The sequence below is a fragment of the Nonomuraea glycinis genome, assembly GCF_035920485.1.
Taxonomy (GTDB): domain Bacteria; phylum Actinomycetota; class Actinomycetes; order Streptosporangiales; family Streptosporangiaceae; genus Nonomuraea; species Nonomuraea glycinis.
In genome coordinates, this window is sequence record NZ_CP109166.1 from 7,480,136 (window position 1) to 7,504,735 (window position 24,600).

The 24,600-nt window shown below is 71.2% G+C and carries 29 protein-coding genes; 19 read left to right on the forward strand and 10 right to left on the reverse strand.

Annotated features, from left to right (window positions below; all coding sequences use genetic code 11):
- Positions 1-2: 2 nt before the first annotated feature.
- Both OHA68_RS35060 and OHA68_RS35065 read right to left on the reverse strand, forming a co-directional pair.
- Positions 3-233, reverse strand: a complete 231-nt coding sequence (locus OHA68_RS35060) for a hypothetical protein (RefSeq protein ID WP_189139018.1) — start codon at positions 231-233, stop codon at positions 3-5.
- Between the two features lie 34 nt (positions 234-267).
- Positions 268-1,131, reverse strand: a complete 864-nt coding sequence (locus OHA68_RS35065; protein WP_327104069.1) for an MmyB family transcriptional regulator — start codon at positions 1,129-1,131, stop codon at positions 268-270.
- A 129-nt stretch (positions 1,132-1,260) separates the two neighbouring features.
- Between OHA68_RS35065 and OHA68_RS35070 the strand changes: the two genes are divergently transcribed.
- The gene (locus OHA68_RS35070) at positions 1,261-2,010 is read left to right on the forward strand and encodes an SDR family oxidoreductase (protein ID WP_189139016.1); all 750 of its coding nucleotides are present in this window, start codon (positions 1,261-1,263) and stop codon (positions 2,008-2,010) included.
- Between the two features lie 38 nt (positions 2,011-2,048).
- Positions 2,049-2,264, forward strand: a complete 216-nt coding sequence (locus OHA68_RS35075) for a tautomerase family protein (protein WP_189139015.1) — start codon at positions 2,049-2,051, stop codon at positions 2,262-2,264.
- Between the two features lie 3 nt (positions 2,265-2,267).
- Here the strand turns inward: OHA68_RS35075 and OHA68_RS35080 are convergent, their stop codons facing one another.
- From OHA68_RS35080 to speB, 3 genes are all read right to left on the reverse strand, one after another.
- The gene (locus OHA68_RS35080) at positions 2,268-2,810 is read right to left on the reverse strand and encodes a YdeI/OmpD-associated family protein (RefSeq protein WP_327104070.1); all 543 of its coding nucleotides are present in this window, start codon (positions 2,808-2,810) and stop codon (positions 2,268-2,270) included.
- A complete protein-coding gene (locus OHA68_RS35085) occupies positions 2,807-3,214 on the reverse strand; it encodes a VOC family protein (RefSeq protein ID WP_327104071.1) in 408 nt (135 codons plus the stop codon). The genes OHA68_RS35080 and OHA68_RS35085 overlap by 4 nt, the downstream gene beginning before the upstream one ends.
- A 109-nt stretch (positions 3,215-3,323) precedes the next feature.
- Positions 3,324-4,337, reverse strand: coding sequence for an agmatinase (gene speB / locus OHA68_RS35090; RefSeq protein WP_327104072.1), 1,014 nt, complete (start codon positions 4,335-4,337; stop codon positions 3,324-3,326).
- A gap of 75 nt (positions 4,338-4,412) precedes the next feature.
- On the opposite strand from speB, the gene OHA68_RS35095 reads away from it, so the two are divergent.
- Complete coding sequence (locus tag OHA68_RS35095) at positions 4,413-4,703, forward strand: hypothetical protein (RefSeq protein ID WP_327104073.1); 291 nt, start codon at positions 4,413-4,415, stop codon at positions 4,701-4,703.
- A gap of 150 nt (positions 4,704-4,853) precedes the next feature.
- Entirely contained in the window at positions 4,854-5,801 is a 948-nt protein-coding gene (gene bla / locus OHA68_RS35100) for a class A beta-lactamase (RefSeq protein ID WP_327104074.1), read from the forward strand.
- A gap of 12 nt (positions 5,802-5,813) precedes the next feature.
- Here the strand turns inward: bla and OHA68_RS35105 are convergent, their stop codons facing one another.
- Positions 5,814-6,644 carry a helix-turn-helix domain-containing protein gene (locus tag OHA68_RS35105; protein WP_327104075.1) on the reverse strand — a complete coding sequence of 277 codons (831 nt, stop codon included), beginning with the start codon at positions 6,642-6,644 and terminating at the stop codon, positions 5,814-5,816.
- A gap of 112 nt (positions 6,645-6,756) precedes the next feature.
- Between OHA68_RS35105 and OHA68_RS35110 the strand changes: the two genes are divergently transcribed.
- The 7 genes from OHA68_RS35110 to OHA68_RS35140 all read left to right on the forward strand — a co-directional run bounded on the left by OHA68_RS35110 (position 6,757) and on the right by OHA68_RS35140 (position 13,599).
- On the forward strand, positions 6,757-7,761 hold the full coding sequence (locus OHA68_RS35110; protein WP_327104076.1) for an aldo/keto reductase: 1,005 nt from the start codon (positions 6,757-6,759) through the stop codon (positions 7,759-7,761).
- A 57-nt stretch (positions 7,762-7,818) separates the two neighbouring features.
- Entirely contained in the window at positions 7,819-8,673 is an 855-nt protein-coding gene (locus tag OHA68_RS35115) for an alpha/beta fold hydrolase (protein ID WP_327104077.1), read from the forward strand.
- Positions 8,674-8,782: 109 nt separating this feature from the next.
- Positions 8,783-9,421, forward strand: a complete 639-nt coding sequence (locus OHA68_RS35120) for an urease subunit gamma (RefSeq protein ID WP_189139006.1) — start codon at positions 8,783-8,785, stop codon at positions 9,419-9,421.
- Positions 9,414-11,198, forward strand: a complete 1,785-nt coding sequence (locus tag OHA68_RS35125; protein WP_327104078.1) for an urease subunit alpha — start codon at positions 9,414-9,416, stop codon at positions 11,196-11,198. Before OHA68_RS35120 ends, OHA68_RS35125 begins: the two co-directional genes overlap by 8 nt.
- Before the next feature lie 71 nt (positions 11,199-11,269).
- Positions 11,270-11,953 carry an urease accessory protein UreF gene (locus OHA68_RS35130; protein WP_327104079.1) on the forward strand — a complete coding sequence of 228 codons (684 nt, stop codon included), beginning with the start codon at positions 11,270-11,272 and terminating at the stop codon, positions 11,951-11,953.
- Between the two features lie 66 nt (positions 11,954-12,019).
- Positions 12,020-12,700: an urease accessory protein UreG gene (ureG, locus tag OHA68_RS35135; protein WP_327104080.1), complete on the forward strand. Its 681-nt coding sequence runs from the start codon at positions 12,020-12,022 to the stop codon at positions 12,698-12,700.
- A gap of 128 nt (positions 12,701-12,828) precedes the next feature.
- Positions 12,829-13,599 (forward strand): urease accessory protein UreD, encoded by a 771-nt coding sequence (locus tag OHA68_RS35140; protein WP_327104081.1) that lies wholly within the window; start codon positions 12,829-12,831, stop codon positions 13,597-13,599.
- A 225-nt stretch (positions 13,600-13,824) separates the two neighbouring features.
- Here the strand turns inward: OHA68_RS35140 and OHA68_RS35145 are convergent, their stop codons facing one another.
- Entirely contained in the window at positions 13,825-15,138 is a 1,314-nt protein-coding gene (locus OHA68_RS35145; protein ID WP_327104082.1) for an alpha/beta hydrolase family protein, read from the reverse strand.
- Positions 15,139-15,341: 203 nt separating this feature from the next.
- Between OHA68_RS35145 and OHA68_RS35150 the strand changes: the two genes are divergently transcribed.
- From OHA68_RS35150 to OHA68_RS35180, 7 genes are all read left to right on the forward strand, one after another.
- Positions 15,342-16,670: a sensor histidine kinase gene (locus OHA68_RS35150; RefSeq protein WP_327104083.1), complete on the forward strand. Its 1,329-nt coding sequence runs from the start codon at positions 15,342-15,344 to the stop codon at positions 16,668-16,670.
- Positions 16,671-16,780: 110 nt separating this feature from the next.
- Positions 16,781-17,452, forward strand: coding sequence for a response regulator transcription factor (locus tag OHA68_RS35155; RefSeq protein ID WP_327104084.1), 672 nt, complete (start codon positions 16,781-16,783; stop codon positions 17,450-17,452).
- A gap of 262 nt (positions 17,453-17,714) precedes the next feature.
- Positions 17,715-18,263: a dihydrofolate reductase family protein gene (locus OHA68_RS35160; RefSeq protein WP_327104085.1), complete on the forward strand. Its 549-nt coding sequence runs from the start codon at positions 17,715-17,717 to the stop codon at positions 18,261-18,263.
- 81 nt (positions 18,264-18,344) lie between these two features.
- Complete coding sequence (locus OHA68_RS35165) at positions 18,345-18,953, forward strand: dihydrofolate reductase family protein (RefSeq protein WP_327104086.1); 609 nt, start codon at positions 18,345-18,347, stop codon at positions 18,951-18,953.
- Positions 18,954-19,072: 119 nt separating this feature from the next.
- Positions 19,073-19,408 carry a YciI family protein gene (locus OHA68_RS35170; RefSeq protein ID WP_327104087.1) on the forward strand — a complete coding sequence of 112 codons (336 nt, stop codon included), beginning with the start codon at positions 19,073-19,075 and terminating at the stop codon, positions 19,406-19,408.
- On the forward strand, positions 19,405-20,628 hold the full coding sequence (locus tag OHA68_RS35175) for an RNA polymerase sigma factor (RefSeq protein WP_327104088.1): 1,224 nt from the start codon (positions 19,405-19,407) through the stop codon (positions 20,626-20,628). Before OHA68_RS35170 ends, OHA68_RS35175 begins: the two co-directional genes overlap by 4 nt.
- Entirely contained in the window at positions 20,625-21,122 is a 498-nt protein-coding gene (locus OHA68_RS35180; RefSeq protein WP_327104089.1) for a DinB family protein, read from the forward strand. Before OHA68_RS35175 ends, OHA68_RS35180 begins: the two co-directional genes overlap by 4 nt.
- Before the next feature lie 113 nt (positions 21,123-21,235).
- Here the strand turns inward: OHA68_RS35180 and OHA68_RS35185 are convergent, their stop codons facing one another.
- Positions 21,236-21,367: an MFS transporter small subunit gene (locus OHA68_RS35185; RefSeq protein ID WP_327104090.1), complete on the reverse strand. Its 132-nt coding sequence runs from the start codon at positions 21,365-21,367 to the stop codon at positions 21,236-21,238.
- Between the two features lie 27 nt (positions 21,368-21,394).
- On the reverse strand, positions 21,395-22,789 hold the full coding sequence (locus OHA68_RS35190; protein WP_327104091.1) for an L-lactate MFS transporter: 1,395 nt from the start codon (positions 22,787-22,789) through the stop codon (positions 21,395-21,397).
- Positions 22,790-23,141: 352 nt separating this feature from the next.
- Between OHA68_RS35190 and OHA68_RS35195 the strand changes: the two genes are divergently transcribed.
- On the forward strand, positions 23,142-23,720 hold the full coding sequence (locus tag OHA68_RS35195) for a TetR family transcriptional regulator (RefSeq protein ID WP_327104092.1): 579 nt from the start codon (positions 23,142-23,144) through the stop codon (positions 23,718-23,720).
- A 59-nt stretch (positions 23,721-23,779) separates the two neighbouring features.
- Here the strand turns inward: OHA68_RS35195 and OHA68_RS35200 are convergent, their stop codons facing one another.
- Positions 23,780-24,472, reverse strand: coding sequence for a class I SAM-dependent methyltransferase (locus tag OHA68_RS35200; protein WP_327104093.1), 693 nt, complete (start codon positions 24,470-24,472; stop codon positions 23,780-23,782).
- Positions 24,473-24,600 lie beyond the last annotated feature (128 nt).

Below are 24,600 nucleotides of genomic sequence, written 5' to 3' on the forward strand. Positions count from 1 at the left end.
GGTCACCGTCTCCTCAGCGTGACGCCCGCTGCGATGAGCCGCTTGGCGTGCTTCTTGTGGACCGCCTGGCGGGTCACCCCGAGTGCCTCGGCCACCTGCGGCCAGCTCCAGCCGGCCCGCATCGCCTGCTCGACGGCGGCGTCCTCGATCTGATCGGCCAGGCGCCTCAGCGCCGCCACGGACGCCAGCGCGTCAGCGGGCTCCGGGGAGACGGGATTCTCGACGGCGGGCATGTCAGCAACCGTAGTTGACCGACGCCGATCGTGCTCACCTCAGCTGGATGTCGGGCCCCGTCGCCATCTCCTGCGTGCCGATGACCAGCAGCAGCTCCAGCTGGGCGGCCCCCTGGCTGCCGGGCGGCGCGGTGAACCACAGCAGGCGCTGACGCCCGTCCTCGCTGAACAGGCAGTAGCAGTCCAGCTCGATGACGCCCAGCGAGGGATGGACGATGCGCTTGTGGTCGCTGCGGCGCAGCGCGACGTCGCGGGTGTCCCACAGGTCGGCGAACTCCTCGCTGCGCCGCCGCAGCACGGACACCATCTTGGCCACCTCGGAGTCCCGCCCGCGCCGGGCGGCGACCGCCTGCAGGTCGGCCACGAACGCGCGCGAGTGGTGCGGGTGGTCCTCGGACGGGTAGAGCGCCCGGGAGGCGGGGTCGGTGAACCAGCGGTGGACGAAGCTCGCCGCCGGACCTCGTACCGCCGGGGGCCGGCCGACGAGCGCGGCGGCCGGCTCGTTCTGCACGAGGGTCTCGTGCAGGTCGGTGATGATCTGGGCAGGGGTGGTGGTGAGCCGGTCCAGCAGGCCGAGCAGAGCCGGCTGGACGTGCGCGGCCGGGCCGTGCGCCGCCCGGGGGAGGGGGCGGTCGGCCAGATGGAACAGGTGGTCGCGTTCGTCGCCGTTGAGGCGCAGCGCGCGGGCGAGGGCGGCCAGCGTCTGGGCGGAGGGCTGGACGTTGCTTCCGCGCTCCAGCTCGGTGTAGTAGTCCACCGACAGCCCGGCCAGCTGCGAGACCTCCTCGCGCCGCAGGCCGGGCACTCGGCGCCGGGGTCCGGTGGGCAGGCCCACGTCGGCCGGCCGGATCCGGGCCCGCCGTGACTTCAGGAATGCGGCCAGCTCAGAAAGGTTCACATCTTCATCATCACCCGGTGGCGAAGCTTGAACCAGGGGATGGCAACCCCAGGGTGGACGCGGCCCTGGCTACGGGCGGCGGACCACGCCATCGTGTACGGCACAGCGCCTTCAAGTGCGGGAGTTCCCATGTCTCAGCTCAATTCCGACCACCCTCGTGTCGCCATCGTCACCGGCGGGTCCCGTGGCATCGGCAGGCAGGCGGCGAGCCGGTTGGCCGCCGCCGGGTTCGCCGTCGTGATCGGCTACGCCGGCAACCGGGACCTGGCCGAGGCCGCGGTCAAGGAGGTCACCGCGGCCGGTGGCCGAGCGGTCGCCGCCCAGGCCGACGTCGCCGACGAGCAGGCCGTGGCCGCGCTGTTCGGCACGGCCGAGTCCGCGTACGGCGGCGTCGACGTCGTCGTGCACACCGCCGGCCGGATGTCCCTCAGCCCCATCGCCGACCTGGACCTGGCCGAACTTGACGCGCTGCACCGGACCAACATCCGCGGCACCTTCGTCGTCGCCCAGCAGGCGGCCCGCAAGGTGCGCCCCGGCGGGGCGATCATCACCTTCTCCACCTCCCAGGTGGGCCTGGCCACGCCGAACTACGGCGCCTACAACGCGAGCAAGGGCGCGGTGGAGGCGATCACGCTCGTCCTAGCCCGCGAACTCCGCGGCCGGGACGTCACCGTCAACGCCGTCGCGCCCGGTCCGACCGCGACCGACCTGTTCCTCGACGGAAAGGACGAGGAGACCATCGCCCGCCTGGCCGGCCTGCCCCCGCTGGAACGGCTCGGCACCCCCGAGGACATCGCCGAGGTCGTCGCCTTCCTCGCCTCCCCGGCCGGCCACTGGATCAACGGCCAGGTCATCCGCGCCAACGGCGGCATCATCTGACGCCCGCCGCTGTCACAACCATAGAAAAGGAAACAATCATGCCGTTCGCCAATTTCAAGGTTCCCGCCGCCACCCTCACCCCCGAGCAGAAGGAGCAGATCGTCACCCGCACCACCGAGCTGTACGTGGAGATCTACGGCGAGCGCGCCCGCGCCACCACCCTGGTGCTGGTCGAGGAGGTCCCCGACGGAGGCTGGGGCATCGGCGGTGACGTGCTGACCCTCGCCAAGCTTCAGCAGACGCCCGAAGGCTGACGATCAACGGCCGAGCAGGCCGCACATCGCCTTGTCCAGCCGGGCCGCGCGCCCGGCCGGAGTTCTGGCCTTCAGCAGCGGCAGGATGAGCAGATAGCGGGCCGTCTTGTCGAGCGCCTCGAAGCGGGCGGCCGCCTCCGGCCGGGCGGTCAGCGCCTCGGCCAGATCAGCGGGGACGGTGGCGTCCCGCTGGGCCGCGTACGCCGCCTCCCACCGGCCGTCCGCCTGGGCGGCGGCGACCTCGGCCAGGCCGGGCGGGCGCATCCGCCCGGCCGCGGTCAGCGCCTCCACCCGCTCGACGTTCACCCGCGACCACGGGCTGCTCCTGCGGCGGCGGGAGTAGCGCTGCAGGTAGGCGTGCTCGTCGAGAGCCTTGCGATGGCTGTCGATCCAGCCGTAGCACAGCGCGACCTCCAGCGCCTGGACGATCGTGATCGAAGGGTCGGCCGAGCCCTTCTTGGCGATCCGCAGCCAGACGCCGCCGTCGTCCTCGTGATGTGCGGCCAGCCACGACTCCCACTGGCCGGCGTCCGTGAAGCGCATCATCGGCTCAGCATCTCCAGGTAGTGCTTGTTGTACATGATGCCCAGCACGTTGCCGAACGGGTCGGTCACCGAGGCGGTGACGAAGCCGGGGCCGTGCTCGGTGAGCGGCAGGTAGGGCGTGGCCCCCAGGGAGAGCAGCCGCTCCAGGGTGGCCTGCACGTCGTCCACGTGCCAGTGGGCGATCGCGCCCGCCGGCTCGGTGGGCGCGCCCTGCGGGGCGTAGCGCCGGTCGATGAGGCCGAGCTCGGCCTGGTGGTCACCGATCCTGAACTCGAGGTAGGCGGCGGGTTGCCCGTTGCCGGGACGCTCGAAGTACGGCTCGATGCCCAGCACCTCGGTGTACCACTTCCCGGCCGCCTCGACGTCGTCGGCGAAGAAGTTGACGGTGGCGAGTCCTCGCAACATGTGGTGCCCCTTTCTGTTACTCGAACCCTAGATTCCGTTGAGGAACGTACGGTTCCTCAAGCGTCGGCGGGCTGAGATTTCCGGGGCATCGCCGGCGTGGCCAGGATGGTCAGCGGCCGTCCAGCAGGGGCCGCCGGGGGTCCCAGGTGGTGCCGTCCCGCGCGTCGCGGCGTCTGCGGGCGATCGCCGACAGCGCTTCCAGCACCACCCGGTTCGCCAGCGCGGCGGTGATGTCCGCGTGGTCGTAGGGCGGGCTGACCTCGACCACGTCCACGCCCACGACCGGCAGCTCCAGGCAGGCCCGGCGGACGGCGTCGAGCAGCTCGCGGGCGGTCAGCCCGCCCGGCTCGGGCGTGCCCGTGCCGGGGGCGGCGCCAGGGTCGCAGACGTCGATGTCCACCGAGAGGAACACGCCGTCGCAGTCGTCGGTGGCGATGCCGAACGCCTCGGTCAGGCACGTCGTCAGACCGCGCTCCCCGATCTCGGTCATCTCGTACGAGCGCATCCGCTGCTCGGCCATCCACTGCAGCACCTGCGGCCCGGGCCAGTAGCCACGCAGCCCGACCTGCAAGAACCTGTCCCCGCGCAGCGCGCCGGACTCGATCAGCCGGCGCATCGGCTGCCCGTGGCCCCACAGCGACCCGAAGTCGACGTCACCGGTGTCCGCGTGCGCGTCGAAGTGGACCATCGAGATCCGGCCATGGCCGAGCACGTCCGCCACGCCGGAGGCGTCCGCGTAGGCGATCGCGTGGTCACCGCCGAGGATCACCGGGATCGCGCCGGCCCGGACCACCTTGGCGACCTCGGCCCGCAGGTCGGCGAGGGACTTCAGGACATCTCCCGAGAACATCTCGACGTCGCCCGCGTCGTACACCCGGAGATCCCGCAGGCCGTCGGTGCGCAGCGCCAGACTGGGCCGCGTGCCGTCGTGCGGGAGGTAGTCCGTGGAGCGGATCGCCTGCGGCCCGAACCGGGTGCCCGGCCGGTGCGAGGTGCCGCCGTCGAACGGGGCCCCTACGATCACCACGTCGGCGTCATCATAGGTTGAGGGATCGGTCAGATCGCAGGGAGGAATACCAAGGAAGGTAATGTCCGGACCGTACTGTGTCCCATAACGAGCCATTCACGCAGCCTAATCCAGTGACATCTCCTGGACCCAGAGGGCCGCGTGGACCCGCCCTCCCCAGTGAAAAGAGAAATGGCCATTATCGAGAGAGTCCTCATTGCCATCACCGAAGTCGTCGCCATTCTGGTCGCCGTCAGCGCCTGGGTGAACCGCCGGATGGTGACCCATCCGGTGACGACCGCCCCCATCGGCGGGGTGACGCTCTTCGCCCTCTGGGCGCTGGTCTCCTGGTTATCGGGCGCACCTGCCTGGGAGTGGGCGGGATGGGCGGCCGCCGGACTCACGATCGCCCTCTGGTCGCGTACGGCCTATCTCGTCAGCGTCCACCGTCGCCGGCAGAAGGCCCAGCCCGAACGCGGATAGCCGGCACCGGACCGAGGACTACGCGCGCGACCGTGCTGACCTGCGACCATATGGCAATCGTGATGGATCCCTTCGTGATATCGCTATTAGACATCCGCTGATCACATCTGCTTTGCTCCTGCCGTCTGACAACGACAGTAAGGACAAGGCATGAGACATCTCCGCACCCGCCGTTCCACGGCGGCGCTGCAGGCGACCGCGTTGACGTTCTCCCTCCTGGCGGGCGGGGCCCTCGGCGCGGGCGCCGCCTCGGCCGCGACGGTGACGGCGACGACCCGGGCGCCGTCGGGTGAGGCCCAGGCCAGGAAGGAGTTGCGGGCGCTGGAGGCGTCCTTCGACGGCCGCATCGGCGCGTACGCCATCGACACCGCCACCGGAAAGACGATCGCCTACCGGTCGGGTGAGCGGTTCCCGCTGCTGTCCACGTTCAAGGCGGTCGTCGCCGCGGCCGTGCTGCACAAGGCGCGCACCTCCGAGCCCGGCCTGATGAACAAGGTCGTGCGCTGGACCAAGGCCGATCTGAAGGAGAACTCCCCGATCACCGAGCAGCACGTGAAGGACGGGCTGACCGTCGCCGAGCTGTGCAAGGCGGCCATCACCCGCAGCGACAACACCGCGGGCAACATGCTGCTGAAGCAGATCGGCGGCCCCGCCGGGCTGACCCGCTATTTCCGTACGCTGAAGGACCCGGTGTCCCGGCTGGACCGGTGGGAGACCGAGCTCAACGACTGGAGCCCGAAGAGCAAGCGCGACACCACGACGCCCGCGGCCATGGCCCGTGACCTGCGCGCGCTCACGGTGGGCAAGGCTCTGGACGCCAAGGACCGGCAGCGGCTGAACGCCTGGCTGATCGCGACCGAGACCGGCGACACCCGTATCCGCGCCGGCCTGCCCAAGAGCTGGTTGATCGGCGACAAGACCGGCACCACCTCCAAGTACGGGTCCGGCAACGACATCGCGGTCGTCTGGCCCCGCAAGACGGGCGCGCCCATCATCATGGCGATCTACACCAACCGGAAGGCCATCGACGCCCCCGTCGTCGACAAGGTCGTCGCGGACACCGCCGCGGCCCTGGCCCGCGGCCTCGGCAAGCTCTGAGCCGCGCGGACCCTAGGCCGGGGTGTGCTCGGTGAGCAGGTCGAGCGCGGCCGAGGTGACATCGTCCGCCGGGAGGTAGACGATCAGCCGGTGCTCGTCCGGGCCGGGCAGGTCGAGGCTCTCGTAGGCGAGCACCAGCTCACCCGCGAAGGGATGCGTCCAGCGCTCGACGCCGGTACGCCCGGGAAGGCTGCCGGCGGTGTCGTACCGGTCGCTGAACCCGGCTCCCGCGCTGATGGACAACTCCTCCGCGAGCCGCGCGGCGAGCGGATCGCCGAGTGAGGCGGCGGCTCTGAGGCCGGCGGCCCGCTGACCAGCGACCTGCTCCCAGTCGGGGAAGGCGGATCTGGCCCGGTCGTCGGTGAAGACGAATCGGGCCAGGTTGGGCGGCCGGCCCTCCAGCAGGCCGACGGGGCCGGCCAGGCGCTCGAAACCGGGGGAGCAGGCGAGCAGGTCGTCCGGCCGGTTGAGCACCGCCGCCGGGGTCGCTCCCAGCCGGTCGAGCAGCGCCGCGACCGTGGGGCGCACCGCGCGGGCCAGCGGCTCCGCCCCCTGGCAGGTGCCCCCGGTGGCGGTCTTGACCAGGCGGTACAGGTGGACGCGTTCGTCGGTGGACAGGCCCAGGCCGCCGGCCAGCGCGGCGAGGATCTCGGCGGAGGGGCGGCGGTCGCGTCCCTGCTCCAGCCGGGTGAGGTATTCGACGCTGATCCCGGTGAGCGTCGCCAGCTCGGCCCGGCGCAGGCCGGGCGTGCGCCGGCGCGATCCGTCGGGGAGCCCCACCTCGGCGGGGGTGACCGTCTCCCGCCGGGAGCGCAGGAACGCGCCCAGTTCGTTGTCTCCCATGCCCGGGAGTTTATCGGCGCAGCGTGGCCCTGGCAGGGCTGGTCTCACGGCGGTCTCCCCAGGAGTGGCCAGGTCGGGCAGGCTCGATGAAAGTCCGATAAAGGGAGATTTCTTGCGTTATCGACTGCTGGGCCGTACCGGGCTGCGGGTGTCCGAACTGTTCTTCGGCGCGATGTCCTTCTACGAGCGAGGGGACGCGCTGCCGAGGTATCGCGCCATGCTCGACGCCTACGCCGGCGCCGGTGGCAACGTCATCGACACGGCGTCGGCGTACGGCGAGAGCGAGAGCGTCCTCGGCGAGCTCCTGGAGGGCCGCCGGGACCGGTTCGTCGTCGCCACCAAGTACACGCTCTCCCGCGACGGCGGCGACCCGAACGCCGCCGGCAACCACCGCAAGAATCTCACGCTGTCGCTGGAGCGCAGTCTGAGACGGCTGCGTACCGACTACCTCGACCTGTTCTGGGTGCACCTGTGGGATCGCCACACGCCGGTGGAGGAGACGATGCGGGCGCTGGACGACGCGGTCCGGGCCGGGAAGATCCTGTACGTGGGCATCTCCGACGCGCCGGCCTGGCTGGTGAGCCGGGCCAACACGCTGGCGGAGTGGCGGGACTGGACGCCGTTCGCCGGGGTGCAGGTGCCGTACAACCTGCTCAAGCGGGACGCCGAGCGGGAGCTGCTGCCGATGGCGGAGGCGTTCGGGATGAGCGTGGCCGCCTGGGGGCCGCTGGCCGGTGGGGTGCTGTCGGCGAAGTTCACCGTGCCGGGTGGCGTCGAGGGGCCGACCCGGGTCGATCCGGGCTCCCTCACCGAGCGGGATCACGCGGTGGCGCGGGCCGTGCGGAAGGTCGCCGACGAGCTGGGCGTCAGCGCGGCCCAGGTGGCGCTCGCGTGGACCCGTGCCCGGTACGGCGGCGTGCATCCGATCATCGGCGCCAGCAGCGTCGAGCAGGTGAGGGACAACCTGGGGTCGGTCGACGTGGTGCTGCCCGAGGAGGCGATCGGGGAACTGGAGGGGGCGACGGAGTTCGCGGTGGGCTTCCCGGCCGATTTCATCGCCGAGTGCGAGGCGGATCCGTGGGTGTTCGGCGAGGGCAAGGTCATCGGCCGGGCGTGAGGGGTGTGGTGAAAAGTCGGTTGCCGTAGCCGGGCAAGGCTGCCACTATGTCCGGCTGTGCCCACTTTCTCCGCATTCGACGGGACCAACCTCGCCTATCACGTGTCCGGAGAAGGCGACCCGGTGATCTGCCTGCCGGGCGGCATGCAGGACACCGAATACCTCGGCGAGCTCGGCGGCCTGCCGGCGCACCGGCGGCTGATCATGCTCGACCCCCGGGGCACCGGGCGGTCGGCCATCCCGCGGGACGCCGCCTCCTACCGCTGTGACCGGCTCGTCGATGACGTCGAAGCGCTGCGCGAGGAGCTGGGCCTGGAGCGGGTCGACCTGCTCGCGCACTGCGCGGGCGCGAACCTCGCGACGCTGTACGCGGCCCGGCACCCGGAACGGGTCGGTAGGCTGGCGCTGATCACGCCGAGCACCAGGGCCGTCGGCATCGACGCCACCGGGCAGGCACGGCTGGAGCTCGCGCGGCTCCGCGCGGACGAGCCCTGGTTCGCGCCGGCCTTCGCGGCTCTGGAGGACATCGTGGCCGGCAACGCCACCGGCGACAGCTGGGCGGCCGTCGACCCGTTCTTCTACGGCCGATGGGACGCGGCGGCCCGAGCCCACCTGGCGGCCCAGGACGGCCGGCGGAACGACGAGGCGGCGGCCGCCTTCGGCGCCGAGGGCGCCTTCGACCCGGCCGCCACCCGCGCGGCGCTCGCCACCTTCGACGCGCCGGTGCTGCTGCTGGCCGGAGAGGTCGACATGAACTCGATCCCGGGCGTCGTGGCCGAGTTCGCCGGGCTGTTCCCGGCCGCCGAGCTCGTGGTGCAGCCGGGGGCCGGCCACTATCCGTGGCTCGACGACGCCGACCGGTTCGTGGCCACGACGGCGGCGTTCCTGAAGGTCACCGCGCCAAGCGCCTGATCGATCGCATCCTCCCGGTGAGGGACACCTCACTGTCACGCCACGTCACATTGAGTGGTCGCACGCTTACGTTCAGTGAGCGAAGCCGACGGAAGGTGAGGTGGCGGAGATGCATCTGACTCCACATGAGCAGGAACGGCTGATGATCCATGTGGCCGCGGAGGTGGCCGAGAAGCGCCGGGCGCGGGGGGTGCTGCTCAACTATCCGGAGGCGGTCGCGCTGCTGACCGTACACGTGCTCGAAGGAGCGCGGGACGGTCAGACCGTCGCCGAGCTCATGGCCTCCGGGCGGAAGGTGCTCACCCGCGACGAGGTCATGGAGGGCGTCCCGGAGATGATCCCCGACGTGCAGGTCGAGGCGACCTTCCGCGACGGCACCAAGCTGGTCACCGTGCACGACCCGTTCCCGGAGGCGGGGGAGGAGGTGCGGGTCAGCCCGGGGAAGGTCGAGCATCCCGAGCAGGCCGAGCCCGTGCACTTCAACGTGGGCCGGGAGATCACGACCGTCACGGTCGTCAACGACGGTGACCGGCCCGTCCAGGTCGGCTCCCACTACCACTTCTACGAGGCCAACCCCGGTCTCACCTTCACCCGGGCCGACGCGTACGGCAAGCGCCTGCACATCCCGGCCGGCAGCTCCATGCGGTTCGAGCCCGGCTGCCCGCGTGAGGCGGAGCTGGTGCCCATCGAGGGCAAGCGGATCGTCGCGGGCCTGCGCGGCGAGGTCGGAGGTCACCTCGATGGCTGAGCCGCTGTCCCGCGCCGACTACGCCGACCGGTTCGGCCCGACGACCGGTGACCGCATCCGCCTGGCGGACACCAACCTGCGGATCGAGATCTGCGACGACTGGTCCGGTGGCCCGGGACGCAGCGGGAACGAGGTCGTCTTCGGCGGCGGCAAGGTGATCCGCGAGTCGATGGGCCAGTCCTGCGCGCCGCGCGACTCCGAGGGGGAGCCGCCGGACACGGTCATCACCGGCGCCGTCATCCTCGATCACTGGGGTGTCGTCAAGGCCGACGTCGCCATCCGGGACGGCCGGATCACCGCGCTCGGCAAGGCGTACAACGACGAGACCATGGACCCGATCCACGACGACCACGAGCTGGCCACCGACTTCCTCATCGGTCCCGAGACCGAGGTCATCGCGGGCAACGGCAAGATCCTCACGGCGGGCGGGGTCGACACGCACGTCCACTTCATCTGCCCCGAGCAGCTCCACGAGGCGCTCGCCGCCGGCGTCACCACCCTCATCGGGGGCGGCACGGGCCCGGCGGAGGGCAGCACCGCCACCACCGTCACACCCGGCACCTGGCACATCGACCGGATGTTCGAGGCGCTGGACTCCTTCCCGGTCAACATCGGGCTGTTCGGCAAGGGCAGCACCATGTCCAGACAATCGCTGGTCGATCAGGTGGACGCGGGCGTCCTGGGCTTCAAGATCCATGAGGACTGGGGGGCGACCCCCGCCGTCCTGCGCAGGTGCCTGGAGGTGTGCCAGGAGACGGGCGTCCAGCTCGCCCTGCACGCCGACTCGCTGAACGAGGCGGGTGTGGTCGCTGACACCATCGACGCCATCGGCGACCATCCCATCCACGTCTTCCACGTCGAGGGGGCCGGCGGCGGCCACGCCCCCGACATGATCACCATCGTGAGCCGGCCGAACGTACTGCCCGCCTCCACCAATCCGACCCGGCCGTTCACCTACAACACCGTCAAGGAGCACATCGACATGGTGATGGTCTGCCATCACCTGAATCCGCTGGTGGAGGAGGACCGGGCCTTCGCGGACTCGCGGATCCGGCCCTCCACGATGGCCGCCGAGGATATCCTGCACGATCTCGGCGCGATCTCCATCATGTCGTCGGACGCGCAGGCCATGGGCCGCATCGGGGAGATGATCATGCGGACGTGGCAGACCGCGCACGTCATGAAGGCTCGGCGGGGCTTCCTGGACGGTGACGACGGGGCCGACAACTATCGCGCCCGCCGCTATATCGCGAAATACACCATCAACCCGGCTCTCGCGCAGGGCATCGACCACGAGGTCGGCTCGATCGAACCGGGCAAGCTCGCCGACCTGGTGCTCTGGGAGCCGAAGTTCTTCGGCATCAAGCCGCATCGGGTCATCAAAGGCGGCCAGCTCGCCTACGCGCAGGTGGGCGACGCCAACGCCTCCATCCCGACCCCGCAACCGGTTCTGCCCCGTGCCGTCTTCGGCGCGACCGGCCGGGCTCCGCGCGCGAACTCGGTCAACTTCGTGACCCAGCGGGCCATCGACGGCGGCCTGCCCGAACGGCTCAAACTGGACAAGCAGTTCAGGCCCGTACGCAGTACTCGGGAGGTGCGCAAGGCGGACATGCGGGAGAACAGCGCGACCCCCGACGTGGACATCGACCCCGACACGTTCACGGTGCTGATCGGCGGAGCGACGGCCAAGGACGTCCGGACGGAGATCGACGACCAACTCGTCGAACGCTCCTACGCCACCGAACTCCCCATGGCCCAGCGCTACTTCCTCTTCTGATGAACCGGGATAGGCCGGGTGAGCCCGGTGGGTCGGACAGGTCGGGCGGGTCGGGTGGGCGGATAAGTCAGATGGGCCGGTTGACCGGTGGCGCGCTGTTCGTCCTGGCCGATGGCCGCTTTCCCGCTGGTGGGCACGCCCATTCCGGTGGGGCGGAGGCGGCCGTCACGGCGGGTCGCGTGCACGACGTCGCGAGCCTGGCGGAGTTCTGTCGCGGCCGGCTGCACACCAGCGGGCTGGTCGCGGCGGGTTTCGCCGCCGCGGCCGCCGCCGGATACGACCCGCTGCTGCTGGACGAGGCCGCCGACGCCCGCACCCCCGCCCCCGCCCTGCGGCACACCGCGCGCCGGCTGGGCCGTCAGCTGATGCGGGCCGCCCGCGCCACCTGGCCCTCGGCCGAGCTCGACGCGCTCGCCGCCGCCCGGCCGCGCGGCGCGCACCAGCCCGTCGTCCTCGGCCTCACCGCCCGATCGGCGGGCCTCACCCCGCTGGAGATCGCGTACGTGGCGGCGTACGAGTCCGTCAGCGGGCCGGCCACCGCCACCGTCCGCCTGCTGGGCCTCAACCCGTTCGACGCCACCGGCGTCCTTGCCCGCCTCACCACTGACCTCGACGACGTCGCGGAGCGGGGCGCCGCATGCGCCTCACGGGTCTTCGCCGAGGGCGTCGACGCATTGCCCGCGGCCTCGACACCACTGCTCGACATCGCCGCCGAGCGCCACGCCGCCCGTCCGGCACGCCTGTTCGCCTCCTAGCCGTTCCCCTCCTCGTCGTCCAATGCCCGTCGTTCACCCTCAGTCGTTCACCCCATCGGAGCAGCCATGCACCTGCACCACGCGGACGCCTTTGCCGGTCCCGCCGACCTCGAACGTCCCGACGGCCGTCGCCGTGCCCTGCGTATCGGCCTCGGCGGGCCGGTCGGCTCCGGCAAGACGGCCACGGTCGCGGCCCTGTGCCGGACGTTGCGCGACGACCTGTCCATCGCCGTCGTCACCAACGACATCTACACCTGTGAGGACGCCGAGTTCCTGCTCCGCGAGGCCGTCCTGCCCGCCGAGCGCATCCAGGCGGTCGAGACGGGGGCGTGCCCGCACACCGCCATCCGCGACGACATCTCCGCCAACCTCGAAGCCGTCGAGGACCTGGAGGATCAGGTCGGCCCGCTCGACCTGATCCTGGTCGAATCGGGCGGCGACAACCTGACCGCGACGTTCTCCAAAGGGCTCGTCGACGCCCAGATCTTCGTCATCGACGTCGCGGGCGGGGACGACATCCCGCGCAAGGGCGGTCCCGGCATCACCACCGCCGACCTGCTCGTCATCAACAAGACCGACCTCGCCCCGCACGTGGGCGTCGACCTGGCGAGGATGGCCCGCGACGCCGAGGACCAGCGTGGCGACCTCCCGGTGGTCTTCACGGCGCTGAAGTCCGAGGGCGGCGTCAAGCCGGTGGCGGACTGGGTCGGCGAGCGCCTCGCAGCCTGGGCCGCGAGCACCGCGTGACCGTCGCGCCCACCCGAGCAGGTCAGGAGGCCACCGGGCCGGGTCACGAGCCCGCCCGGTCCGGTCAGGAAGCCACTGGGCCGAGCCATGAGGCCGCCCGGTCAGGCCATGAGGCCACGCGCCCTGGGGTGCGGGCCATCGCGCGGATCACGGCGACCGCGGTGGGCGGGGCCACCGCGCTTCCCGTTCTCGACGGGGACGGGCCTTTCGAGTTGCGCCGCGGCCGGTCGTACGGAAGTCAGGCGCGGGTGTGCGTGCTGGGCGCGATGAGCGCCCCGCTCGGCGGCGACCGGCTGCGGATCGAGGTCACCGCCGAGCCGGGCGCTCACCTGCACGTCACCTCGGCCGCAGCGACCGTCGCGCTGCGCGGCCCCACCCGCGAGCACGCCACCTACGACGTGCGGTTGACCGTGGCGGAGGGGGCGCGGCTGCACTGGCTGCCCAAGCCGCTGATCTCCGCCGCGCGCAGCAACCTCCGCCAGACCTGCGCCGTCGATCTGGCCGCCACCGCCCGGCTCGTGCTGCGCGAGGAGCAGGTCCTGGGGCGGGCCCACGAGCCGCCGGGGCGGCTGACCGGTCGTCTCACCGTCCGGCGCGACGGTCGCCTCCTGCTGGACCAGCAGACGGAGTACGGTCCGGGCGCCGCTTCCTGGGACGGTCCCGCCGTTCTCGGCGGTCACCGGGCCGTCGGTCAACTGCTCGTCGTCGATCCGGCCTTGGCGGGGGAGCGCCCCGGCGTCCGGCTGTTCGGCGGCGATCCGGGAGCGGGGGAGGCCGTGCTGACCCCGCTCACCGGCCCCGCCATCCTGGTGACGGCTGTCGCCCCGGACCTCCTGGCGCTACGCCGTCTCCTCGACGCCGCACATATGATCTACAATGTAAAGGCCGATGGTTTGTGAAAAATCGCGATATACCAAGGCCACAAGCGGATCAACGAGCGTGACCCTCAAACGCCCTCTGTACGCCCCCAGGCGCCCGTTTGATCTACTGGGCGCCCAGGCGGACCGGTCCGGGATCGAAGAGGGCGGCGATGACGGTTGGGGTCCACCAGCACCTTTCGATTCCGTACGACCTGGAGACGGGGGAGGCGAGGGCCGATCTGTCTCCCTGACGGACTCAGCCGCTCACCGGCAGGTCTTCCCCGTGCAGAAGGTGATCTCCGGGTAGCGCGGCGACGGCTTGTCCAGCAGGGGCTGCGGCTTGCCACGCAGGTGCAGGTCGAAGAAGGCGCCGACGTATCTGCGGGTGATCTCCAGCGAGCGGGCGCCGGCCACCTCGGCGCCGACGTCGATGCCGAGCTGGTCGACCAGCGTGCCGTAGTCGGTGAAGGACAGGTGCACCGCGCCGGTGAGCAGCAGCCAGCGCTTCCACCCGGTCAGGAGCTTCCAGTCATTCTCCCAGGTGGCGGCTTCCGGCCTGCCCGATCCGGGGGTGTACGTGGCGGGTTTGCCGAGGAACATGAAGGGTCGCGACAGTCCGCCGGCGGGGATCGAGCCGTCCGTGGTGCCGTCCGTGTTGACGCCGGCGCGGATCCGGGTGTCCTTGACCATCGCGGTGATGGTGCTCGCGCCGCCCACCGACTGGCCGGCCATCGCGATGCGGGACGGGTCTATCAGGGTGGCGGCCTTCGTCTTCGGGCGCCGCGCGGTGAGCTGGTCGAGCACGAAGGAGACGTCGGCCGCCCGGCCCGCCGACAGCTTCGTCCAGAACGCCGGGTCGTGGTCGATCTCGCAGGCGGCACAGGTGGTGACCCGTCCGCCGGGGAACGTCATGGCGACGTTCTCGTACGTGTGATCGATCCCTGCCACCACGTAGCCCTTGCTGGCCAGCTCCTCGGCCAGGGCGGTGAGCTCGCTGCGGGGTTTGGTGAGGCCGGGGGAGAGCACGACCAGGGGCAGGCCACGCTTGCGGCCCGCCGGTTCGGCGTCCTGGAAGGCGTTGGTGCGGGTCTTGCTCAGCACGTCGTACGGCACGCCGGTGATCTCTCCATCTTTGAGCAGGAGCTCCGACTCCTTCGGTGTCATGTAGCGCGCCCGCCGGCGTCCCGGTGCCGTGGCGGGGTACCACAGGGAGATCATCAACTCCCGCGCCTTCACGGAAGGGACCCACGGGTCGGTGCGGGAGGTGTCCTTCAGGTGCAGGGTCGTGACGCCGACCGGCTTGGCGCCGGTGGGCTTGGGCAGGGCCGGCGTCACGCTCCGGGCGGCCGGCGTACCGGCGGGCTCGCGTGAAGGGCCGGGCGCGGCGCCGGGGCCGGGTCTGCCGTTCGGAATGCGCTCGGGGCCCGGCTCGGCGCCGGGATTTCGCGAGGGCCCCGGCTCACTGACGGCCGCTCGGGACGCCGGTACGGACGCGCAGGAGACGGTCGTGAGCAGGGCGAGCGTCACGGCCAGCCCGCCACGGAGACTACGGCGGTCCAGGTTTATCGCATAAGTCATGAAATTTCTCCTTGAAAGGCGAGATATCGGAGTCGAAGCTAGGCGCGACCGGGATCCGCGCGCGTCGGCCGTCGCACCGAGATCGGATACCTCCCCGGGAGGATCCAGCCGTGGAGGTCATCCCTGCGATGTACGCCACGAGGCCGCGTTCTTGGTCCCCGGGGTGGATGCCGGCCGCGGCGGACAGCGGGGACAATGTGCCGGTGGAGACAGGTGACCGGCGGCTGTGGCGGTTGTACGTGCGCGATGTGCTGCGCCCGGAGAAGGCACCCGCCAGGCCGTCCCCCCGGGCGCTCGTCACGGACGCGACGCTGGCGATCGCGCTGACCGCCGCCGCGGTGGTGGCAGCGGGCCTCTTCCCCGGCGGCGACCCGTTCCTGATCGCTCAACCGCAGCTGATCGAGCCGCTGCGGCTCCAGCAGTTGCCACCGGCCCTGCCGTCGCTGCCGCTGTTGCCGCCGTTGCCGGGCGCCGGCCTGCCCGGGCAGGCCGAGCCGGCGATGTACGAGGCCGTGCTGGTGGGGTTGACGGCGTCGCCGCTGGCGGCCCGGCGGCGTTTCCCGCTGGTCACCTTCTGGGCGGTGCTGGCCGCTGCCCTGCTGACGTCCGACGTGGCGACCTGGGTCACCGTGCTGACCTGCGCCATCGCCGCCTACGGCGTGATCGCGTACGGCCGGAACCGGCCGGTGGCGGTGGCGAGCCTGGCGCTCGCGGCCGTGCTGGCCGGGGCCGCGTTCGAGAGTGTCGCCCCCGGACTGCCGACCTGGCTGGGCCCCTTCGTCGTGCTGCTCAGCGCCGGGGTTCTGGCGGGCTTCGTCCGCTTCTGGCCGCAGCGGCAGGCCGACCTGCGGCGGGCCCAGGAGGAAGCCACGCGCAGGGCCGTCGAGGAGGAGCGCTCCCGGATCGCTGGCGAGTTGCACGATGTGGTGACCCACAATGTGAGCGTGATGCTGATCCAGGCGGGTGCGGCCCGCAAGGTGATGGACATGGCGCCGCAGGAGGCGAAGCAGGCACTGCTCGCGGTCGAAGCCGGCGGCCGAGCCGCCATGGCCGAGCTTCGTCACGTCATGGGCCTGCTGGCCGGGCCGGACGGTGATCATCCGGGCGACCCGGCCGACGGCCTCGAACCGCAGCCCGGACTCGACCGGCTCGACACCCTCGTCGAGCGGGTGCGCGGCGCCGGGATGACGGTGCATGTCACGACATTGCTCCCGTCCGGCCCGCTGCCGGCCGGGATCGACCTGGCCGCTTACCGCGTCGTCCAGGAGGCCCTGACCAATACGATCAAGCACGCGGCGGGCGCGACGGTGTCCGTGGCGATCGAGTGCGCGGGCGACTGGCTGGAGATCGAGGTCACCGACACCGGCGCTACACGGAAGGCGCGCAAGGCGCGCAAGGCGCTGCCGCGCTCCGGTCGCGGGCTGATCGGCCTGCGTGAGCGGCTCGCCGTCTACGGCGGCACCTTGGACGCCGGCCCGAGCCCCGGCGGCGGATACCAGATCAAGGCCCACCTACCGTGGACACCAGCATGACCGGCCCACGCCCCGGCGTGGCTGGCCCACCCGCCGGTGTGGCTGGCTTGCCTGACGGTGTGACCGGTCCACCCGCTGGTGTGCCCGGCTTGCCTGGCGGCGCTGCCGGTGTGTCAGGCCCGCTGCGGGTCGTCATCGCCGACGACCAGGCGTTGGTGCGCACCGGATTCCGCATGATTCTCACCGCTGACGGCATCGAGGTGGTGGCCGAGGCGGCCGATGGTGCTGAGGCGGTCGCCGCCGTCCGGCGGACCAGGCCCGACGCGGTGCTCATGGACATCCGGATGCCGCGGATGGACGGGCTGGAGGCCACCCGGCAGATCCTGGCCGGCGGCGCGAGCGAGACTCGCGTCCTCATCCTGACGACCTACGACCTCGACCAGTACGTCTACGACGCGCTCACCGCGGGCGCCAGCGGCTTCCTGCTCAAGGACGTCACCCCCGAGCATCTGGTGGCCGCGCTGCGCCTGGTGCGCTCCGGCGACGCCCTGCTCGCCCCGGCCATCACCCGGCGCCTGATCGAGCGCTTCGCCCGCCGCGACGAGGCGAAGGCCGCCCTGCACCGAGATCTGTCGGAGCTGACGCCCCGGGAGCTGGAGGTACTGCGCTTACTCGCCACCGGTCTGACCAACGCCGAGCTCGCCGACCGGCTCACCCTCAGCCCGACGACGGTGAAGACCCACGTCGCCCGCATCCTGTCCAAGCTCGGCCTGCGCGACCGCGTCCAGGCGGTAGTGGTCGCCTACGAGACCGGCCTGATCTCCCCGGGCGCCCCCAGATGAGGTGACGGGCGTGTCAGGCCGGGCTCGCGGCCCGCTCGCCGAGGGCACCCTGCCGCGGCAGCGTGCGGTGGCCCGAAAGCACCACCACGTCGACGTCTGCCTCCCGCACCAGGGTGGACGAGCTGCGCCTGAGCCGGTTCGCCGTATGCCGCCGGTAAGGGAATCGTGCTGCCGGTAAGGCGGCCTGAAGGGAATCGTAAGGGGCTCCGGGCAGAGTTGTGGTCATCGAAAGGTCCACGTACGAACCCCGGAGGAACACACGATGCGTAAGATCATCAACTCGACCTACATCAGCCTCGATGGCGTCATCGAGGACCCCGCGTGGACCATGCCGTACTTCGACGAGGAGGCCGCCGCCTTCGCCGGTGAGCAGACGGCCGCCGCAGATGCCCTGCTGATGGGCCGGCGCACCTACGAGGGCTTCGCCGCCGCCTGGCCCACACGGGACGAGAGCGACCCGAGCACCGGCGCGGCCTACTTCAACAACGTCAAGAAGTACGTCGCCTCGACCACCCTCACGGACCCGGAGTGGAACAACAGCGAGGTGCTGCGGGGCGACCTGGTCGAGGAGGTCGCCGACCTCAAGGCCGGGCCGGGTGCGGACATCCTGATGTACGGCTACGGCGCGGTCACGCACGCCCTGGTCAAGGCGGGTCTGGTGGACGAGGTCCGGTTCTGGATCACCCCGGTGTTCGTGGGCGGCCCGTCGGTGTCCGCGCCGCTGAGCGACGTCCCGACGACGCTGACCCTGGCCGACACCAAGGTCATGAAGAGCGGCATGATCATCGCCACCTACACGACCCAGGGCTGACCGTAAGAAATCCTGAAGCGGACTCCACCATGCTCACGGGGTCAGAGAGCGGCTCCCCCGTCCCACAACAAGGAGTGACAGATGGCCGGCAAGCTGGTTGTTTCGACGTTCGTATCGCTGGACGGTGTCATGCAGGGTCCCGGCGGGCCCGGTGAGGATGACTCCAACGGCTTCCCGCACGGCGGATGGCTGCCCCCGTACGTGGACGAGGGCTTCGGCCGCATCATGGGCGAGCAGCTGGACCGCGCGGACGGCATGCTGCTGGGGCGCAGGTCGTACGAGATCCTCGCCTCGCACTGGCCCGGTGTGCCGGACGAGGAGGGTGGCGCCAAGATCAACAGCATGCCGAAGTACGTCACCACCAGGAAGCCGCTGGACGCCGCATGGCGCAACACCCGGGTCCTGGTGGGCGAGGCCGCTCAGACGGTCGCCGAGCTCAAGCGGAGCACCGACGGCGAGATCCTCGTCCAGGGCAGCAGCGATCTCCTGCGCACCCTGCAGCAGGCCGAGCTGGTCGACGAGTACCGGCTGCTGGTCTTCCCCGTCGTCCTCGGCGAGGGAAAGCGGCTGTTCGCCGAGGGTGCCGCCCCGGCGGGGCTGAAGCTCACGGGGGTGACGCCCACCGACGCCGGTGTCGTGTACGTCACCTACGACTGGACGGGCAAGCCTACGTACGGTTCTGTCGTCTGACTCACGGCGGTCTCAGGAAGGCGATGGCACCATGGTCCACGCGAATGTCGGTGGGCGTGTCCGGAAACCGCCCGCCCGTTCGTCACCCTGGTGAACGCCGTCGATCCGAGGAGCACCTCATGAAGTACATGATGTTCGTTTGCAGCGACACCGAGCCTGACATCGACAAGGAGAACGAGCCGGACGTCGAGGCCTGGGTGGCCGACAACGACGCGCGCGGGCGGCGGGTGCGAGGCGCGGTCCTCGCGCCGGAGTCCGCGGCGACCACCGTCCGCGTCCGCCAGGGCGAGCTCATCCTCTCCGACGGCCCGTTCGCCGAGACCAAGGAGGTGATCGTGGGCTTCGACCTGCTCGAATGCGCCGACCTGGACGAGGCGATCGAGGTCGCCCGCGCTCACCCGATGGCCAGGGCGGGACGGCTGGAGCTGCGTCCGTTCGCCGACTTCGAGCAGTGACGGCCGCGCTGGAGGCAGTGGCCGCCGACGCCTGCCCGCGCATCGTCGCCGCGCTCATCCGCGTCACCGGCGACTGGACGCTGGCCGAGGACTGCGCTCAGGAGGCGCTGGCGCTGGCCGTGCGGCGGTGGCCGAAGGAGGGGATGCCGGCCAACCCCGGCGGCTGGCTCATGACGGTGGCGCGCAACCGCGCGATCGACACGCTCCGCCGGGCTTCGGTGGAGCGCCGCAAGCTGGCGGAACTGGCCACGCTCGCGCCGGCCGGACCAGACGGCCCCGAAGCCGTCGGCGAGGAGGAGGTCGTGGACGACCGGTTGCGGCTCATCTTCACCTGCTGCCATCCGGCGCTGTCGCTGGAAGCGCGCGTGGCGCTGACGTTGCGGACGATCTGCGCGGTGCCGACCGCGCGGATCGCCCGTGCCTTCCTGGTCACCGAGCCGACCATGACCCGGCGCCTGACCAGGGCCAAGAGGAAGATCGCCGATGCGGGGATCCCGTACCGGGTGCCGACCGGCCCGGCCCTGACCGAGCGGTTGCCCGGCGTGCTGGCGGTGCTCTACCTGCTGTTCACGCAGGGTTATGACGCCGACGGCGAGCCCGCGTTCGCGGAGGAGGCGATCCGGCTGGCGCGGCTGCTGCGCCGGCTCATGCCGGGGCAGAGTGAGGTGTCGGCGCTGCTGGCGCTCTTCCTTCTGCAGCACTCCCGGCGCGATGCCCGCCAGGACGCCGAGGGCAATCTGGTGCCGCTCGACCGGCAGGATCGTGCCCGGTGGGACCGGGCCTCGATCAGCGAGGGTCTGGAGGTGCTGGCCGGGGTCGAGCAGGACGGCCCGTATGGGCTGCAGGCGCGCGTCGCCGCCTGCCATGTCACCGCGCCGTCGGTGTCCGGCACGGATTGGCCGACGATCGCCCGCTGCTATGACGACCTGGCCCGGATGCACTCCACGCCCGTGGTCGAGCTGAACCGGGCCGTCGCGCACGGCTACGCGCACGGGCCACCGGCCGGGCTGGCGCTGCTGGCCCGGTCGCGTTCGGGCGGTGCGCTGGACGGTCATCCGCTGGCCATCGCCGCCGAAGCCGACCTCACCGCCCGGGGCGGCGACCGCGACCGCGCCGCGGACCTGTTCCGGCAGGCGGCCGCCGTCGCGGGCAGCGAGCCCGAACGCCGTGCGCTGCTCGACCGGGCCGACGAGAACGCCCCGCAGGAGCCGCGCCGATGATCAGCTCGGAGACCGAGACCCTGCTCACCCACCTGAACGATCAGCGACGGCATGTCCAGGGCATTGTGGCCGGCCTGAGCGAGGCGGACCTGCGGCGGCCGGTCCTGCCGTCAGGCTGGAGCTGCCTGGGCCTGGTACGGCATCTCGCCCTGGACGTCGAGCAGTTCTGGTTCCGCGCCGTCGTCGCCGGTGACCGGGCGGTCATCGACGGGCTCGACCAGGCCGGCGACGCCTGGCAGGTCGGCAGTGACCTGCCGGCCGAAGCGGTCCTCAGCCGCTACCGGCGGGAGATCGACGCCGCGAACGCCGTCATCGCCGCCACGCCGCTGCAAGCCGCGCCGCTGTGGTGGCCGGAGTGGTTCGCCGACTGGCATCTGCGTACGCTGCGGGAGGTCGTGCTGCACGTCATCACCGAGACCGCCTGCCATGCCGGTCATCTCGACGCCGCACGCGAGCTCATCGACGGCAGGAGATGGCTCGTCCTGACCAGGTGAGATCGCCCGGCGAACGGTGCGTGGTGCCGGGCCTCCGTTCAGGCCCGGCACCGCCCGGCATCACCACCCCGCCGCGAGGCGGAAGAATCCCCGTCGTTCATGGCGGGGAGAAGTCACCCGGCGAAGAGCTGGGTGAGCTTCAGGACCAGCTCGTACACACCGAAGGCGAAGGGCACGCCGACCCAGGCCCAGGCCAGGACCATCAGCGGGGTGCGGCTGTCGTTGCTCATGCGGGAGTCGCTCATGCGGGAGTCCTCATCGGCTCGTCACGGTCAGCGGGTGGCCGGGGTTTCCGGGGTTTCCGGCACGCGCTCGTGGAACTTCTCGGCGACCGGGCGGATCAGCTCGTTGGCCGCGAACCCGATCACGAGCAGCGCGATCATGATGTAGAGGGAGGTCGTGTACAGCGCGGGTCCCGAGCGGCCCGCGGCTGCCTGCGCGTCGGCGATCGCGTTGATGATCAGTGGGCCGAGCACGCCCGCGGCCGACCAGGCGGTGAGCAGCCGACCGTGGATGGCCCCCACCTGATAGGTGCCGAACAGGTCCTTGAGGTAGGCGGGCACGGTCGCGAATCCGCCGCCGTAGAAGGACAGGATGCCGATCGTGCAGATGATGAACAGCGGCTTGGAGCTGTCGCCGGCCAGCGCGATCGTCAGGTAGAGCAGCCCGCCCACGCCGAGGTAGACGCGGTAGATGTTCTTACGGCCGAGCAGGTCGGAGGTGGAGGACCAGACGAACCGGCCGGCCATGTTGGCCAGGGAGAGCAGCGCGACGAAGCCGGCCGCCGCGCCGACCGCGACGGGGGTGGCGGTGCCGGAGAAGAAGTCCCTGATCATGGGGGCGGCCTTCTCCAGGATGCCGATGCCCGCGGTCACGTTGAGGCACAGCACGATCCACAGGCACCAGAACTGCGGGGTACGGATCGCGTTGCGCGCGGAGACGTCCGCGGTGGTGACCAGCGGCTTGGCGGCGGCCCGGGAGGGGGTCCAGCCCTGGGGCAGCCAGCCCTCGGGCGGCACCCGAACCAGGAGCACCCCTACCGACATGAACACCGCGTAGACGATCCCGTGCACCAGGAAGGTCTGGGCGATGCCGGTCGTGTCCGTGCCGAACGTGCTGAGCATGCCCGCCGACCAGGGCGAGGCGATCAGCGCCCCGCCGCCGAAGCCCATGATGGCGATGCCGGTGGCCATGCCGGGCCGGTCGGGAAACCACTTGATCAGGGTGGAGACGGGGGAGATGTAGCCGATGCCGAGTCCGATACCGCCGATGAAGCCGTATCCCAGCACCACCAGCCAGAACTGCCCGATCGCCACGCCGAACGCGGAGAGCAGGAAGCCGCTGGAGAAGCAGGTCATCGAGACGAACATGGCCCACCGTGGCCCGTTGCGCTCGACCAGCGTGCCGCCGAACGCGGCGGACAGGCCGAGCATCACGATGCCGAGCTGGAACGGCAGGGCGCTCATCGTGCCGGACAGGCCGAGGGAGGACTCCAGTGGCGGCTTGAACACGCTCCACGCGTACGCCTGCCCGATCGCCAAGTGGACGGACAGGGCAGCTGGGGGGATCAGCCAGCGGCTCCAGCCTGGGGGTGCCACGGTTCGCGAGCGGTCGAGGAAGGCGGGGGTGAACGGGGATCGAGCCGGGGAGATCATATCGCCGGACATGCCGTATACGGTATGTGGTGAGCAGTCCGCAGTCGAGACCGAAATACGTTGATTGATTGAATTTTTCGCTACTTCCGGACGGATGCGATGGCGGCGTCGCCCGGAGACGACCCCTGCCGCCGGGCTTACGGTGGGGACCCTCAGGTGGTGCTGGGCCGGCAGGCCATGCGTGCGGAGCACCGCCCACGGCGCGGTGGTCAACGGCGAGCACGGCGGCGGTCAGGTAGTCGGTCACCGCAGCCGGGGCCGCTTGAGGGGCACGGGACAGGGCCTGGCGGGAGTTGTGGAGCCCGTCGGCTGAGCGCGGTGCCGGATAAAATATGAAAGTCGACCGTCACTATAGAATTCGGTCGTGGGTACCGGTGGGTTGCGCGAGCGCAAGAAGGCCAGGACCCGGGAGGCGATCCTGCGCGAGGCGTTCAGGCTCTTCCGCGAACGCGGCTACGGCGCCACCACCATCGAGCAGATCGCCGAGGCCGCCGAGATCTCCCCGGCCACCTTCTTCCGCTATTTCCCGACGAAGGAAGATCTGGCCACGCTCGACCGCTTCCCACCCCTCATGGAGGCTCTGACCGCTCAGCCGCCGGGCGCTCCGGTCGCCGTCCTGCGCGGCGCCTTCCGCACGGCGTTCGCCACCCTGCCCGCCGAGGAGATCGCCGCAGGGCATGCGCGCGAGGTGTTCGCGGCCACCGTCCCCGAGCTGGTGACGGCGAACCTGCGCAGAAGTCCCGCCCTCGTGCGGGAGATTCGCGAGACCCTGGCGGACAGGGCCGGATGCGCCCCGGACGACCCCCGGCTGCGGGACGTCATCGGCGCGGTCTTCGGAGTCGTGGCGATGGTCTGGCTGCAATGGGCCGAGGACCCCGCCCTGGACGGCCCCGCCGAGGTCGACCGGGCGCTGGCCCACCTGGAGTCCGGCCTACCCCTCTGAAGCCCTCAGCCCGTACGATCGCCGCGACGACGGCCGGCGCGACGTGCTCCGGCCTCGCGCTACGGGCGACGGGCGATGAACACGTACTCCCGGCTGTCCTCGGTGTACGGCTCGCGTCCGAAACCTCCGTAAAGGGCCTCCAGTTCGAGGCCGGCGACGTCGAGGAGGCCGAGCCACTCGTTCTTCGTCGCCCACCAGAAGGAGCTCGTCGCGCCGTCGTCGAGGACGAGGTCGATCCGGTTGTCCCCGACCGCGTAGCGGATCGTGTGCGGCACGGGCCGCTCCTGCCGCTCGCCGTCGAGTCGCGCGGCGATCCGGTGGTCGAAGGCGATGGCGTTGAAGGCGAAGCGCCCCTGCGGCCGGAGCGAGGCGGCGACGCGCTCGAACGTACGGCGGCGGTCGGCCCACGTGGGCAGGTGCTGGAGCGACCGGAACGGGCAGTAGATCAGCGCCGCCGGCTCGTCCAGGGCGAGCTCACGCAGGTCGCACTCGCGCAGGTCGAGTGTCACGCCGGCGGTGGCCGCGTGGGCGCGCGCCTGCGCGAGCATCGCCGGCGAGATGTCGAGGCCGACGACGGGCCGGCCGGTCTCCCGCGCGACCGGGATGGCCACCCGCCCGTTGCCGATCGCCAGCTCGACCAGCGGCCCGTCGGCCGCCCGCGCGAGATCCACGTAGAAGGCGATGTCGGCCGTCATGTGGGCCGACCATTCGTCGTACCGGCCGGCGAACGCCTCGTCCCAGGTTGTCGGCATCGGCCCATGATCGCATGCCGGCTACCGGCTGCCGGCCTCAAGCGGGACGTGGTTCAGCTCCTACCTGGCCTGTATGCAGGGGGATCGCCGGTGGCCGGCACCGTCACGATGCCGGCCACGGGATTCGC